Annotated in this window: 10 protein-coding genes; 8 read left to right on the top strand and 2 right to left on the bottom strand. The window is 72.8% G+C overall.

Annotation, left to right across the window (positions count from 1 at the left end; translation table 11 throughout):
• The first annotated feature begins 390 nt into the window (after positions 1-390).
• The 5 genes from GT045_RS06920 (at position 391) to GT045_RS06940 (ending at position 10,883) form a co-directional block, all read left to right on the top strand.
• Positions 391-1,566 (top strand): glutathione-independent formaldehyde dehydrogenase, encoded by a 1,176-nt coding sequence (locus GT045_RS06920; protein ID WP_161294380.1) that lies wholly within the window; start codon positions 391-393, stop codon positions 1,564-1,566.
• A gap of 387 nt (positions 1,567-1,953) precedes the next feature.
• Complete coding sequence (locus tag GT045_RS06925; protein WP_161333621.1) at positions 1,954-4,146, top strand: FUSC family protein; 2,193 nt, start codon at positions 1,954-1,956, stop codon at positions 4,144-4,146.
• A gap of 452 nt (positions 4,147-4,598) precedes the next feature.
• Positions 4,599-5,819, top strand: coding sequence for a metallophosphoesterase (locus GT045_RS06930; protein ID WP_161333616.1), 1,221 nt, complete (start codon positions 4,599-4,601; stop codon positions 5,817-5,819).
• A gap of 455 nt (positions 5,820-6,274) precedes the next feature.
• A complete protein-coding gene (locus GT045_RS06935; protein ID WP_161333617.1) occupies positions 6,275-9,082 on the top strand; it encodes a GTPase in 2,808 nt (935 codons plus the stop codon).
• Positions 9,075-10,883, top strand: a complete 1,809-nt coding sequence (locus tag GT045_RS06940; protein ID WP_161333618.1) for a GTPase domain-containing protein — start codon at positions 9,075-9,077, stop codon at positions 10,881-10,883. Before GT045_RS06935 ends, GT045_RS06940 begins: the two co-directional genes overlap by 8 nt.
• 127 nt (positions 10,884-11,010) lie before the next feature.
• Here the strand turns inward: GT045_RS06940 and GT045_RS06945 are convergent, their stop codons facing one another.
• Positions 11,011-12,417 (bottom strand): MFS transporter, encoded by a 1,407-nt coding sequence (locus GT045_RS06945; protein ID WP_161333619.1) that lies wholly within the window; start codon positions 12,415-12,417, stop codon positions 11,011-11,013.
• Between the two features lie 188 nt (positions 12,418-12,605).
• Between GT045_RS06945 and GT045_RS06950 the strand changes: the two genes are divergently transcribed.
• Both GT045_RS06950 and GT045_RS06955 read left to right on the top strand, forming a co-directional pair.
• The gene (locus tag GT045_RS06950) at positions 12,606-13,262 is read left to right on the top strand and encodes a TetR/AcrR family transcriptional regulator C-terminal domain-containing protein (protein ID WP_161293817.1); all 657 of its coding nucleotides are present in this window, start codon (positions 12,606-12,608) and stop codon (positions 13,260-13,262) included.
• Between the two features lie 182 nt (positions 13,263-13,444).
• On the top strand, positions 13,445-13,807 hold the full coding sequence (locus tag GT045_RS06955) for a response regulator transcription factor (RefSeq protein ID WP_345942568.1): 363 nt from the start codon (positions 13,445-13,447) through the stop codon (positions 13,805-13,807).
• 136 nt (positions 13,808-13,943) lie between these two features.
• Here the strand turns inward: GT045_RS06955 and GT045_RS06960 are convergent, their stop codons facing one another.
• Entirely contained in the window at positions 13,944-14,597 is a 654-nt protein-coding gene (locus GT045_RS06960; protein WP_161289627.1) for a response regulator transcription factor, read from the bottom strand.
• A 164-nt stretch (positions 14,598-14,761) separates the two neighbouring features.
• On the opposite strand from GT045_RS06960, the gene GT045_RS06965 reads away from it, so the two are divergent.
• Positions 14,762-15,402, top strand: a 641-nt coding sequence (locus tag GT045_RS06965; protein WP_161333620.1) for a DUF4118 domain-containing protein, incomplete at its 3' end; no start/stop codon positions are given.

Consider the following 15,402-nt stretch of genomic DNA (forward strand, 5'->3'; position numbering starts at 1 on the left):
GGTCTGGAGAGCGACGAGGCGATCCGGGCAGCCGCCTACTCCAAGCGCGAACAGGAACGTCGCAGCATGCTGCAGGACGACCACGGTGACCAGCCGGTGAGCTGAGCCGGGGAGGTGCCGTCGGTCGGTGGCCGTCGCGGTGCGGATGTTCCGCTGATCGGTCGGTGCGTGATTGTTTCGTCTCGGGGGCGGGCGGGGACCCGGACGCAACGCCGCCGGAGCGCCGAGTTCCGCCTGGCGGGCCGGCGGCATGACCGCCGTTCCACCTGATCCGGGTGGAACGGCCCCCAAGGAGTACCGGAGCCCCGGGCCCCCGTCGCAGCGCTTCCGGGAGTCAGGCTCTGTGTGCCCTTTCCTCACCGCCAGGCCGTGACATCAAGGGAAGTCACCATGAAAGCAGCGGTATACGAAGGACCGCGAACGGTCACCGTGAAGGACGTGCCGGACGCGAAGATCGAACACCCCTGCGACATCATCGTCAAGATCACCACCACCAACATCTGCGGCTCGGACCTGCACATGTACGAGGGCCGCACCTCGTTCGAGTCCGGCCGCACCCTGGGCCACGAGAACATGGGCCAGGTCGTGGAGGTCGGCTCGGCCGTCCGCAAGGTCCAGGTCGGCGAATACGTGGTCCTGCCCTTCAACATCGCCTGCGGCTTCTGCAAGCAGTGCGAGCAGGGCCTGACCAACTACTGCCTGACCATGCAGCCGGAACCGGCCCTCGCCGGAGCCGCCTACGGATTCGCCGACATGGGCCCCTACCAGGGCGGCCAGGCGGAACTGCTGCGCGTGCCCTACGGCGACTTCAACGCGCTGCGCCTGGGCGAGGACGCCGCCGAACGCCAGACCGACTACGTGATGCTCGCCGACATCTTCCCCACCGGCTACCACGCCACCGAGATGGCCCACGTCAAACCGGGCGACCAGACCATCGTCTTCGGGGCCGGCCCCGTCGGGCTGATGGCGACCTACTCCGCCCTCCTCAAGGGCGCCGGCCGCGTCTGGACGGCCGACCACCACCCCGACCGGCTGCGCAAGGCGGAGGAGATCGGGGCCATCCCCATCAACACCGCCGAGCAGAACCCCGCGGAGGTCGTCAAGGAAGCCACCCTCGGCCTGGGCGCCGACAACGGCTGCGAATGCGTCGGCTACCAGGCACACGACCCCCAGGGACACGAGGACGCCAGCCTCACCCTCAACGGCCTGATCGACTCGGTCCGGTTCACGGGCGACATCGGCGTGGTGGGCGTGTTCCTCCCCCAGGACCCCGGCGGCGCGCAGGCCCAGGGCGAACTCGAGGCCCAGGGCAAGGTCCCGATCGACTTCGGCCTGATGTGGTTCAAGGGCCAGCACATGGGCACCGGGCAGGCGCCGGTGAAGCGGTACAACCGGGCGCTGCGGGACCTGATCGCCGGCGGGAAGGCCGAACCGAGCTTCGTCGTCTCCCACGAACTCAGCCTGGACGAGGCCCCCACCGCCTACGAGCACTTCGACGCCCGTGACGAGGGCTGGACCAAGGTCGTCCTGCATCCCGACGGCCACGGCAACGGCCACAAGCGGTAAGAGCCCCAGCGCCGCCGTGCCGCCTGCCTCCCCCGGCCCGGCCCGGGCGACGGATGCCGGTCTGCCCGTCCGCCGGGCGGGGCCGGGGGCGGTCGCCGCGTTCCGGCCGGACCTGGACCGACAGCGACCGCCCGCGCCCCGGCCGGACCTGAACCGACAGCGATCACCCGCGCCCCGGCCGGACCTGAACCGACAGCGACCGCCCGCGCTCCGGCCCGGAGGGCGGACGGCGGACGCTCAGCGGTGTCCGCCGTGGCAGCACCCCGGCCGGCGGCCGCGGCCGCCGGCCGGCTCGCGGGCCGAGTGGGAGACTTCCTTGCCCGACGGCTGCCGCACCTCGACCAGGCCGACGCGACCCGGCAGGACGTTCCGGCCATGCGGACACCCGTGACGTGGCTGCGGGCCTTCGGGGAGGTCGTGCGATCCGGGCTCACGATCGAGGAGACGCGGCTGGAGCCCCTGCTCGCGCTGCGCACGGCCGCCGGGGTGGCGATCGTGGTCGGGCCGACGTTGTGGCTGATCTCCCCGGCCTATGCCGCGTCCGCCGCCCTCGGTGCCTACTCCGCGGGTGGGGCCACCTTCCAGCGCAGCTGGCGTCCGCGCAAGGTGGTCGCGCTCGGTGCGGGCGCCGGTCTGGCGCTCAGCACCTTCGTGGGCTACCTGGCGGCGGGGCGACTCGTGACGTTCCTTCCGCTGCTGGCCGTATGGGCCTTCGCCGCGGGAATGGCGTGGGCCGTCGGAACGACCGCCGGGATCATCGCAGCGACGACCGTGGGCAGCATGCTCGTGACCATCACCCTGCCCACGAGCGTCGGGCGAGCCCTGGAGCACGCCGGGGTCATCGCACTCGGAGGCGTGACCCAGGCCCTGCTGATCCTGCTGTTCCCGATCCGCCGTTGGGGAGCGCATCGTGACGCGCTCGCCGACGCCCTGGCCGGCGTGGCGGACTACGCCCGCCGGCTGCGGCACGACCCGACCGCCTCGTTCGACCCGGAGCCGTTGATGACGGCCCGGGACGCGGCCGCCGTGACGCCGTCACAGGCCCGCACCCGTCCCCCCGTCCTCCACGGCCCCCGCGGGCTCGCCGAGCGCATCCGGCCGGTCCTCGCCGCGCTCGCCGACCCCGACGTCGGCGCCCCGGCGGAAGGACCCGGGCGTGACCGCGCGCGGGAGTTGCTCGACGCGGCCGCCGACGTCCTGGACGCGGCCGCCCGGTCGATCCGCCACGGCACTCCCGCCGAGGTGCGGCCCGAGAGCACGGACGTCCTGCACGTCGACGAGGAGCACGAGGTGCTGGAGGGCCCCGCGCGGCAAGCCGCGAAGCGGCTCGTGGAACTGCTCGGTGAAGCGTCGGAGATCGCCGGGAGCGGTTGCGTGAGCGAGGAGACGCCCACGCGGCCTGGGCTCGCCGGCGGCCGGTTCCTGGTGCGCCCGACCATGCTGCGGCTGGTCCCGGTCGTCATCCGGGCGGTGCACCGTGAGCTCCGCCGGGACTCGCCGGTGTTCCGGCACGCCGTCCGCCTGGCGGCGGTGGCCACGCTGGGCTATGAGATCGCCGCCCGGCTGCCCCTGGGCCACGGCTACTGGGCGCCCATCGCCTCGGTGATGGTGATGCGGCCGGACTTCCACCGGACGTACGCGCGTGCGGTGGCCCGTCTCGCCGGGACCCTGGCGGGGGTCGCACTCGCCACCGGTGTGGTGCGGGCCCTGGGCCCGGACGCCCAGGTGTCCGGCGCGCTGGCGGTGGTCTCGGCGGGCCTGTCGTACACGCTGAACCGCACCGGCTACGCCTACTCCCAGTGCTTCACCGCCGCATACGTCGTCTTCCTGCTCGGCATGGGCGGCCAGGCGTGGGAGCAGACGGTCCCGGAGCGGGTGGTACTCACCCTGCTCGGCGGGGCCCTGGCCATGCTGGCCTACGTGGTGTTCCCCGCGTGGGAGACACCCCGGCTGCCGGGCCGGCTCGCGGACTGGCTCGCCGCCGACGGCCGCTACGCGGCCGCGGTGCTCCGCGACTACGCCGAACCGACCCGGGAGCATCACGCCGACATGCGCCGGGCACTGCTGGAGAGCAGGGAGGCACGTGCCGCCTGGCAGGAGGCGTACGACCGGGCAAGGCAGGAACCGGTCCGCCCCCGGGGTCTGACGTCGCGCGAGGCGCAGGATGCGCAGGAGGCGCTCAAGGGGTTCGGCCGGGCAGCGATGCTCATGGAGAGCCACGTCCCGCGGGCCGACAGCCGTTTCGTCCCCGAGGCCGAGAGATTCGCCGAGGCCCTGGAGACGGACACCTCAAAGGCAGCAGCCGCCGTACGCGAGCACAGGAATCCGGACTGGGGACACGTGGAGGAGGCGCTCCACGCGTGGGAGGAGGCCGCCGCCGAGGACGCCGCCGCCGGCGACGGGAGCCCGGTCGTGCGACGCGAAGCGGAACTGCAGAAACGGGCCTTGGACGACCTCGCGACAGCCGTGAGCCGCACCCCCCTGGAACGGGACGTCGGCTCTGCTCGCGAGGAGCGGCGGGTGCGGACCGCCGTGGCGGCGGAAGGCGCCGGATCAGGGCACGCACACCGAGATGGGTGACGGCGCCGGCACCGGGGCGCACCCCAAGGTGGGCGACGGCACCGGCGACGGGGTGCGCCGCGCGTCCCGGAGCGGGAAGTGGTCTCCCGACCGCGTCGAGCGCCGCCCCACGTACGCCACCGTCGCCGTCAGGAGGTTCAGACGCGCCAGGATCAGCAGTTCGATCCCCTCGCCGTTCCGCCGGAGGGACTTCTCCGCCCCGGCCGTCACGATGAGCACCTTGCGGATGCCGGCGATCAGACCGACGACGAAGAAGGGCTCGCGTCGAGGGTCCGGCTCCCGGTGGTGAGGCGGACGGTGTGGACATCGTCGGCCAGGAAGTCGTCGACGTTCACTGCCCGGGTTGCCCGTCACGCAAGCCGCCACCCACCATCATGACAACGCCGGTCCGGCCGGTCCGACGGCGACCGGATACAGTGCGCGGGACGGCAGCCTGGTCAGGGAGGGCAAGCGTGACCGACACCAGCAGCACCCGGCCCGCCGAGGGCGAAGCGCAGGCGCCGCGGCCGAGCCGGCTGCACCGCCTGATGCGCTACCTCCCCCTGGTCGCCCCCTTCCTGCTGTGGGCCGTGCCCTGCTGGGTGCTCCTGCACGCCGGCCAGCACTGGCCGCTGCCCGTCACGCTCGCCGGAACCGCCCTTTTCGCCCTCGGCCTCATCGGCATGCCCCTCGCGATGATGCGCGGCCACGGCCGGCGCCAGCGGGACCGGGCGGCGATCGTCGGTGACACGCTGCTGGGCGCGAGCTGGGTCCTGTTCACCTGGTCCGTCCTGTTCGGCGTCCTTCTGCGGATCGCCCTGACCGTGGCCGGCGTCGGGGAGGGCCAGGACCGGGCCCGGATCGTCACCTGGGCCGTCCTCGGCACGTCCGCCGTGCTGCTCGGCTGGGGGTACGCCGAGGCCCGCCGTGTGCCACGCGTACGCCGACGCGACGTGGAACTCCCGCGGCTGGGTGCGGGGCTGGACGGCCTGCGTGTCGTCCTGATCACCGACACCCACTACGGCCCACTCGACCGCGCTCGCTGGTCGGCACGGGTGTGCGAGACGGTGAACACCCTGGAAGCCGACCTGGTCTGCCACACGGGCGACATCGCGGACGGCACGGCCGAACGCCGCCGCGCCCAGGCCGCCCCGCTCGCTGCCGTGCGGGCCACCCACGCCCGGGTCTACGTCACCGGCAATCACGAGTACTACAGCCAGGCCCAGGGCTGGGTCGAGCTGATGGACGCGCTGGGCTGGGAGCCGTTGCGCAACCGCCATCTGCTGCTCGAACGCGGCGGCGACACCCTCGTCATCGCCGGCGTGGACGACGTCACCGCCGAGTCCTCCGGCCTGGCAGGCCACCGCGCCCACCTCGCCGGAGCCCTGCACGGCGCCGACCCCGACCTGCCCGTCCTGCTCCTCGCACACCAGCCCAAGTTCGTCGACCGGGCGGCCGCCGCCGGCGTCGACCTCCAGCTCTCCGGCCACACCCACGGCGGCCAGATCTGGCCCTTCCACCACCTGGTCCGCCTCGACCAGCCCGCCCTCGCCGGGCTCAGCCGCCACGGCACCCGCACGCTCCTCTACACCAGCCGTGGCACCGGCTTCTGGGGCCCGCCGTTCCGCGTCTTCGCCCCCAGCGAGATCACCCTGCTCGTGCTCCGCTCCCCGCACCCGCCCACCACGCCGTAGCACCGGGCGGGCCGACACATCCGCCACCGCGCGGCAGTCCGCCGTCCACCGCTTCGCAGGTCATCCGACCGTCGGTGTCCGCGCGGCACAGCGGTGCGCGCGGCACGCCAGCACCGGGGAACACGTTTTCCCCACGGTTTCGTGCAACCGTGCGCGCGCCCGGGGAGTCCGCGTCTACGTGTACACGCACGTTCCGGCCGGGCGGGTCCGCTCGGGCCGGCCTTCCTCCGAGTCCGGTCCGCCGCCGGAGTCGGAGACCTCCGCCCGCACGAGGAGTAGTGGTGACCGACACGGCGAGTCTCAGAGCCGAGGTGCTGGCCCTCCTGCTCGAACCGTTGGGCGTCGACGCCGTGGCCGGACCGGCCGCGCTCGAAAGGCTCGCCGGGAGCGTGGCGGCAGTCGCCGGGGCGTGTGGGTGTGCCGGTCCGCCACCGTCCGGGAGCACCCTCCGCTGGATGTCCGATGCCGTGGCGGCGTGCGGCGAGGAACTGGATCTGATCCGTCTGGCGACGGCCCGGGGCCGGACTCTGACACCGGGCGAGGCCCGAGCGCTGCGGGAGGTGATGCGGCTCGAAGGGCTGCGGTCCCATCTCACGGCGCTCGATGGCGTGACGGTGGAAGCGCTTCGGGCGGACCTGGCGGCCGTGGCGCTCGCGGAACGGGTCCTGCCCGGAGCCCTGGAGCGGTGCCGCCGTGCGGATCAGGAGTGGCCCGAGCAGATCTGGCGTTCGGTCCTCGAGATCGACGTCGATCGCGCGGTGACCGACCTGCGCCGACGCCGAGGCGGTCGCCAGGCGGCAGGCGCACGTGGACTGGTGCTCCGACACAGCGCCTCCGCAGCCCGCGACCTGCACAACAGGGAACTGGTGACGCGGCTCGAGAAGGTGCGGGAGTTCGGCGCCGCCAAGGAGTCGTACGAGGCGGTGCTGTCGGGGCAGCCGGCATGGTGGCGCTGGCTCGGGCCGGCGGAGCGGTTCCTGTTCAGGTCGGACCGGCGTGACGCCCTCGTCTGGGCGATCGGGGCGCGTGACACCGGCGCCGTTCCGGGGAGCACTCTGGAGCTGCTCGCGGACAGCACCGTGCGGGCGCTGATCGGGCAAGGGCTCGTGAGGGTACCCGTGCACACGACCGCTGCCCCGGCCCCGCCTGCCACGAGTTCGGCCGCGCGACTGGCCACGGGACTGCCGGCGGTCGCCTCCCGGGCCGGTCTCGGCGAGCTGCGGGCGCTGGAGACCTGGTACGCGAAGGACATCGAGCTGTTCGACCGCGTGGCGGCGGCCATGGACCTGCGGCGGACCGATCCGGATCTGCGCGCGGCTCTTGAGCCCCTGGTCGACGAACTCACCGACGCGTTCGGGGCGGCGGACGCGAGTCGATCGGCCTACCGCGACATCCAGTCCACCCTCCGGGCCGACGCGGAGGCTCGCCTTGGGCGGAGGCCCTGCTCCGCGCACGCGATGGAGAACGAGCAACTCGTCCGGATCATCAGCCGCATCGGGGCGCTCGAACGCGAACTCCGCGATGCGGTACGGGACATGCCGGCGGTGCGGGGCGGACTGCTCGTCGCCGTCGCCGGACGGACCAAGTCGGGGAAGACCACGCTCCGCAAAGCCCTCATGCGCGACGCCGACCGAACCGGGATCGGGCGGGGAGCGCACCGGACGACACGGGAGACCTCCGCGTTCGAGTTCGGCTCCGTGACCTACCTCGACACACCCGGCGTCGCCGCCAAGGACGACGATCTGGACGCCCGACGCGCCCGGGCCGCGTGCGATCTCGCCGACGCGGTCATATGGAACTACGCCGACACGCTTCGCGACGAGGAGGCCGCCGAACTCCAGCGACTCCTCCTCTCCGGGAAGCCTCTGCTCGCCGTCGTCAACGTGAAGGAACGAGTCGACACGCCCGTTCGCCTTCAGCTCTTCGCCGAGCGGCCCGAGAGAGCCTTCACGTCCGTGCCGGGGCACGCCGTCCGGATCCAGCAGGTCTGCGAGGCGGTCGGAGCCGCACCGCCCACCGTCCTCGCGGTCCACTCCGGTGCGGCGCACGAGGCGTTGTCCACCGCATGCGGCGAGCTGGGAGACAGGGCCTTCCGGGCGAGCAGGCTGCCCGAGCTCGAACGGTCCCTCGCACAGCTCCTGGCCGAGCGTGCGCTTCCGCTTCGTGCCGTCCGGCTGGCCGACGCCGTGCGAACGCCACTGGCCGCGTTCCACGACCGGGTGACCGAGGAACTCCCCCGGATCGCTCTCGCGCTCGACGAACTCGAACGCTCGGCGCCGGGTCGGCACGCCGCGCTGCTCGACGCGATCCGGATAGCGGGCCGGAACACGCTCGACTGCCTGGCGGCCAGGCGCCACCATGCCAGGGAGCAGTTGCCGGGTGTGGTTCCGGGCCTGGGCGGCGTGGACCATGCACAGCGATGGAGCGATTTCGTCACCGGTCTGGAGCTGGAGGGGTTCGCCGCGATCCTCGAGAGAGAGATCGAGCAGGAGACGAGGAAACGGGAGAGGGTGCTGCGCGCGCGGGAAGGCGCCGCGGAGCGGCAGGACGACGACGAGCGCCTGCGTGTCCGGCAGCGACCCGACACGACGGTCTGGCGCTGGGTCGCGGTGGCTGCCGAGGGAGCGGGAACGACCCTCTCACACTCCTTCGCCGCCCGCGGGACGGCGGGGAAGCGCGCCGCGGACGGCCCCGAGGGCACCCCTGCCATGGTGACGGTGGGCCACCTGCTGGGTGTCGTGGTCGGAGCGGCGAAAGCCGTCAGCCGGGAATTCGATCGCGCGGAGCAGGTGAAGCACGAGTGGACCGGCGAGACGGCGGCGGCGGCCGAGGCCGAGCTCGACGAGCGGTTCGGCAGAGAAGAAGCACGGCTCACGCGGATCCTCGATGACACGACGGCTCGACTCGCCGCCCAGTTCCGGGAGCAGCCCGCGGACATCGGCCGTACACGGGAGCGGTACGAGCAACTCCGGAGCCTGCTGGCGGCCGTGCGGTCCGCCCTCGATTCGATCGACCTCGTACTGGTGCGCCGCCTGCTGGCCCTTGCCGGCGGAGACCCGGCGGCGGTCGGCTCGGCGCACCGGACGCCGGGAGTCGTACTCCGCGTCCGGACGGACGCGTCCCGGAGCGCGCAGGTGCGGGCGTGTCTCCAGGACCGGCTCGTGGATGTCCTCACCGAACGGGTCGAGATACGCCCGGACTCCGCGAGCTGCGGCGCAGGAGACGGCACCCGCGGAGCGAGTGAAGGGAACACAGATGGTTGACGGCAAGCCGGCCGGCGTGGTGGGGAACGACGGGGGACTGTCCGCGGAGGTGCTCGCGCTGAGTGCACGGGCCGAGCGTCTCCTGAGCGCTCACGCCCGTACGCGCGGGCTGGTGGCGAACCTTCCCCGGGCAGATGCGAGCCCGCTGCGGATCGCGCTCCTGGGGCCGTACAGTGCGGGGAAGTCGATGCTCGTCGCGGCCTTGCGCCGGCTCTCCTCGGCCGCTGTCGACGAACTCGTCGACGCGGCACCCAAGACGCACGAGCCGACGCCGCATCCGTGGAACGGCGTGACGCTCCTCGACCTGCCCGGCACGCTGTCCGGAGACGACGAGCACTCCGCCGCGGCGCGTCTCGGGGTGCGGGGGGCGGACGCGCTGATGATCGTGACGACGAGCGAACTCCCGGGCGAGGCGGAGACCACGGCGATTCTGCAAGCGCTCGACAGGGACGGTTTCGCCGACCGGAGTGTGGTCGTCGTCAACAAGATGAACGCCGAGAACAGTGATCGCGACGTCATCCTCGACGAGATCCGCAAGCGGCTCGGGCCCTTCGCCGACCGTGTCCCGATCGTGCCGACCGACGCGCGCGACCACGTCGACGCGCTCAACGACCCCCACCTCACGGACGCTCACCGTGATCTGCTGTTCGCGGAGAGCGGCGTCGACGCTCTCGCGGACGAGTTGCGGCGGATCGTGGCGCCCGGTGTGAGCGGTGTCCGGCCGAGGGCGCAGGCACACGGACTCCTGCGGGTTCTGGCGGACGCCGAGCAGCGCTGGGTTCTGGACGGCGAGGAACTCAGGGCGGCAGAGACCGCGAAGAAGGTGGAGGAGTCGGTCTCGCGGGCGAAGCAGGGTGTGCTGAGCACATGCGAGAGGGAGAGAGATGTCGTCGCGTCCGTGATCAGAGCGGCGGGAGGCACGTGCGCTGCCGGGGTCTCGGACAAGGACGGCAGCGTCCCCGCCGACGTCGCTGACGACGTCAGACACCGACTTGTCTGTGCGGTGACGGAGTTCGACACCAAGTTCTCCTCGTCGATGAGGGCGGCTTTCGATTCTCTGGTCGCGGAGTACGGAGCCGTTGTCCCCGAGCCCGAAGCCTGGGTCAACGCCCTCGACTCGCCCGAGGCGGTGACCGACGTGTCCCCGGATGACGGATCGCGGTTCGAACGCGCGCTGTGGAAAGGCGCGGAGGAAGGGGTGAAGGCGGGCGTCAGGAGGTTCCACGGGTGGCTCGGGAGCGTCGCGGACAGCGACAGTGGGCAGGGAAGCGTGGCCTCCGACATCGCGACCCGGATCAACAACACGCGCGTGGGCCGGAAGGTGCTCAACGTCGGCAGGAAGGTGAGTGGCGAGACGGGCAAGTTCAACCCCTGGGGGCGAGGCAAGGCGGCCGAGAAGGTCGCCGGTACGGCAGGCAAGGTGCAGTGGGCGCTGACGGTCGTGGGGCCGTTGCTCGACCTGACGAGCGTCGTGCAGGACCAGAGCGAGCGGATGAAGATCGGCAAGCGCCGGAAGACGATCACGCGTCACTTCGAAGAGGAGGCGGTCCGGACCCGGAGTGCTCTCGACGACTCCGGTACGCGGCACCTGGACGAGTGGATCGTGCAGGTGGAACAGTCCCTCGCCGGGCTCACGCACCAGGGTGCGGAGATCCGCGCTGAGCGTGACGCGGCACTGAGAGGGATCAGGAGCCTCCGTGACGAGGCCGAAACGCTCGTCGCGCGGGCCGACCGGTCCGACGGGACGCCGGGCGGGCGGGCCGACCGACCCGGCGGGACGCTTGGCGGACCGGTCGACTGACCCGGCGGGACGCTCGGCGGGCAGGCCGACCGAGCCGACGGGACGCTCACCGGACCGGTCGACCGAGCCGACGGGACGCTCACCGGGCAGGCCGACCGACCCGGCGAGCGGCTCCAGGGGGCCGGGGTCAGGGCCGCGTGGGCGCGGGCCTGCCGTCGACGGGTTCGGGGGTCTTCTCCCTGGCCGGCGCCGCCGTCGGCAGGGCGAGGGCGGCCAGCGCGGCGAGGAGCATGAGCCCGCCGTTCACGAGGAACGCGACGCGGTAGCCCTGGACCAGGGCGTCCAGGCGGCCCTGGTCGTGACTCGCGTGGGAGGTCACGCCGGAGGCGATGTTCACGAGCACCGCGAGCCCGACGGCTCCGCCGAGCTGGCGTGCGGTGTTGAGCAGCCCGGAGGCGGCACCGGCGTTTCCCGGATCCACCCCGGCGGTGCCGCTGATGGTGACGGCGAGCAGCATGATGCTGACGCCGAACCCGCCGACCAGGTTGGGCAGGAGGACGTGGGTCACGTAGGCGGGGCGGGTCGGGACGGTGGCGACCCAGGCGATCCCCCCGGCGGCGATGAGCCCGCCGGCCACGAGCAGCGGCCGGGGGCCGACCACGGGCACGAGCTGGCGTGAGGTGATGCCGCCGACGATGAAGACGAGGGTGACGGGGAGCATGGCCATGCCGGTGCGCAACGCGCTGTAGCCGAGAACCTGTTGGAGGTACAGCGACAGGAAGAAGAGCAGGGCGGTCAGCGTCACGCCCAGGCAGAACATGACCAGGTTCGCGATCCGCAGCGTCCGCGGCCGGAGGAGTTCGAGCGGGATGAGCGGGCGGGGGCTGCTCGACTCGGCCACCACGAAGGCGGCGATGAGGACCGCGGCCGTGAACAGCGGCACCAGGGTCCGCGGGGAGCTCCAGCCTTCGCCGGAGGCTTCCGAGAGCCCGTAGGTGAGGGCTCCGGTGCCGGCGGTGACGCAGAGGGCGCCGGGCAGATCGAGCCGGGCCCGCTCCCTGAGGCCAGGGGGAAGCAGGCACATCAGGCCGGCTACGAAGAGGGCGAGGCCGGGGGGAACGTTGACGAAGAGCACCCAACGCCAGCTCAGTCCGGCGGTGAGGACACCTCCGAGGACCACTCCGGCCAGGCCCGCGATCCCGCCGGTCATGCTCCACAGCGCCAGGGCGCGTTCGCGTTCGCGGGCGTCGGTGTGGCCGACGGTGATCAGGCTCAGACTGGCGGGGGTCAGCGCGGAGGCTCCGGCGCCCTGGGCGATCCGGGCCGCGACGAGGACGGCGGAGTCGGACGCCATGCCGCCGATCAGGCTGGCGACGGTGAAGAGGGCCGCGCCGAACAGGAACACCCGTCGGTGTCCGAAGAGGTCGCCGGCCCTGGCCGCCAGGAGCAGGAAGCCGCCCAGGGTGATCAAGTAGCCGCTGACCACCCACTGTTGCCGGCCGGCGGACATGTGCAGCCCGGTGCGCATGTCCGGGAGGGCCACCGTGACGATGGTGGCGTCGAGCACGACCATGAACAGGGCGAGACAGGACATGGCCACGAGGACGCCGAGTGGCAGACTCGGCCGTAAGACAGGGCGCGTTGACGGTACTCGGGTCTCTGACATGGAGTCTCCTCGGTGGACGACCGCGAGAGAGCTACGTCGATCGACGTGAACAGCGTTCACGTGAACGCTGTTCACGTTACGATGGCGTCCGGAGGGTGTCAATCAAGGGAGACTCGATGCCGTTGCGCAAAGCCGACGTCGTGGAGGGAGCACTGCGTTTCCTCGACGCCGAGGGCCTCGACCAGCTCACGATGCGCAGGCTCGGCGCGGCACTCGATGTACAGGGGGGCGCTCTGTACCGGCACTTCCCGAACAAGGAGGCCCTGCTCGACGCCGTGGCCGACAGGATCGTCGAGGGCGTCGGCGACCCCCTGCCGGATGTCGCGTGGCCCGAGCGGACCCGGATCCTGAGCAACCGGCTCCGCACGGCGCTGCTCCGCCATCGCGACGGCGCCCGCGTGGTGGCCGGCACCTTCGCGCCCGGGGCCAACACCATCATCGGCTCGGACATGGCCGTCCAGGTGCTCTGCGGGGCCGGCCTTCCCCCCGCCCAGGCGGGCTGGATGAGCTTCGCCCTCTTCTACTACGTGCTCGGCCACTGCATCGAGGAGCAGGCCCAGTTGCGGCTGCCGGCCGACCACGACTGGCGCAGCCGTACGGCACAGCTCGACGTCAAGGTGTCACCACAGTACGCGGCGGCGCTCGACTCGCTGGCGGGCACGGACCCGGCGGAGCGGTTCGACTACGGGCTGCACGTCTTCATCGACGGCCTCCGCCGGCTCCAGGCGACGCTGCCGCCGCCGGAGGAAGCGGTTCGCGGGACCACGCCCTAGGAGCGTCCGGCGCCCCCGCCGACGGGTGGGCGGCCCCGGGCCCGGGGAGGGGAGCCCGCCACGATCCCGCCGGGGCCCCCGCACGCGAACCCGGCGCGCGGGCGGCTCGCCGGGTTCGCGTGCCTGCCGGATGCCGGACAGCTTCAATGCTGCTCCGTGCATGGATGTGGGAGGCTCGTCTTGTGGTGCGCTGCCTCATCGTCGACGACTGTCCCCACTTCCTGGCCGCCGCCCGCTGTCTGCTGGAGCGCGAGGGCGTGGAGGTGGTGGGGGCTGCCTCGACGGGCGCCCAGGCGGCCGAGCGCGTCGAGGAGCTGCGGCCGGACGTCGTCCTGCTGGACGTCGAGCTGGGTGCGGAGAACGGCGTCGAGCTGGCGGAGCGTCTCTGCCGGGACGCCACGGCCGGTCCGCCCAGTATCATCCTGATCTCCGCGTGCTCGGAGACGGACTACTCGGCGATGGCCGCGGCCTCCTCGGCGATCGGGTTCCTGTGCAAGAGCCGCCTGTCCGCGGCGGCGATCCGCGCGCTGCTCGACGGGGGGTGAGGCGGACCGGCGGGGTGCCGCGGGCCGGTGCCCCACGGCGATCCGCGCGCCGCTGGACAGGGGGTGAGCAGGCCCCCGGGGCGCCGCTCGACAGAGGGTGAAACCCTTAGGGCCGCCGCACGGCGTCGGCCGCGGGTCATGGCGCCTGGAGGAAGGTCAGCACGGCCCGTACCCGCCGGTGGTCGTCGTCGGTCTCGCCGAGGTCCAGTTTGCCGAGGATGCTGTGGACGTGCTTCTCGACGGTGCCCTCGGTGACCCAGAGGCGGCGGGCGATACCGACGTTGGACCGGCCCTCCGCCATCAGCGCCAGCACCTCGCGCTCACGCTCGCTCAGCACGTCCAGGGGGTTGTCACGGCGCCGCACCGAGACCAGTTCCTGGATCAGTGCGGGATCCACGACCGCTCCGCCCCGGGCGACCCTGCGCACCGCCTCCAGGAACTCCTCCACGTCGGCGACCCTGCTCTTGAGCAGGTATCCCACCCGCCGGCCGCCCGCCAGCAGCTCCATCGCGTGCTCGACCTCGACGTGCGCGGACAGGACCAGGATGCCGACGTCGGGCAGTTCACGGCGGATGAGCCGGGCCGTCTCCAGCCCCTCGGTGGTGTTGGTCGGGGGCATCCGGATGTCGACCACCGCCAGGTCGGGCACGGTCTCCCGCGCGACCCGCAGGAGGGTGTCGCCGTCCCCGGCCTGACCCACGACGGACACCCCGGCCCGTTCGAGCAGGACGACCAGACCCTGGCGGAGCAGCACGTCGTCGTCCGCCAGAACCACTCGCAACCGCGTCATACCCGCCTTCCGCCGTCCGGTGCGGCAGGGCCCGCGGCCTTCGGGCCCGCGTCTGTCTGCAGGCTCTCACGGGCTCCGGACCGAGTCGACCGCGGCGCGGCCGGCGGCGGGGGCCGGGCGGCCGGGACGGTGGGAGGCGCGGGTGCGGTGTCACACTGGGTGGCGTGAAGGAGCTGAGCCGGCACCGGCTGAACGGGCTGCTCACGGGTACGGCGATGGTCGCCGCGGTCACGGGCCTTCTGGACGCCCTCGAGCCGTACGTCGTCCCCCTGCACCTGCTCGCGCTCTACATGCTCCCGGTCATGACGGTGGCCCTGGCATGGGGGACCGTGCTCGCGGTCGTCACCTCCGTGCTGAGCGTGACGGCCTACGTCTACCTGTTCGCGTGGCCGCACGGGTTCGAGATCGCCCGCTCGCAGACCGTCGCCGCGTCGGCCGCCTTCCTGTTCACCGCGGCGGTCGTCGGACACCTGGCGGCCCGGGTACGGCAGTCGGCGCTGGTGTCGGTACGGCTGTCGCACGAGCAGTCCGCGCTGCGCGAGGTCGCCACCCTCATCGCGCGGTCGGCTCCGCCGGAGACGGTGTTCGACGCGGTCACCCGAGAGGTGGGCCTGCTCACGGGCGCCGATCTGGTCCGTGTCGAGCCCCTCGCCGCGAAGCCCGGGACCGTGGGCGGCACGGCCACCTGGAGCCGTCCGGCCGGAACCGTGGGCGGCACGGCCACCTGGATCCGTCCGGCCGGGCCCGGCGGGCGGGCGCGGTCCGGCCTGCCGGGCGGGGGTGCCGTCCGGCCCGGCGGGGCACC

The sequence above is a fragment of the Streptomyces sp. SID486 genome (genome assembly GCF_009865385.1).
GTDB lineage: Bacteria > Actinomycetota > Actinomycetes > Streptomycetales > Streptomycetaceae > Streptomyces.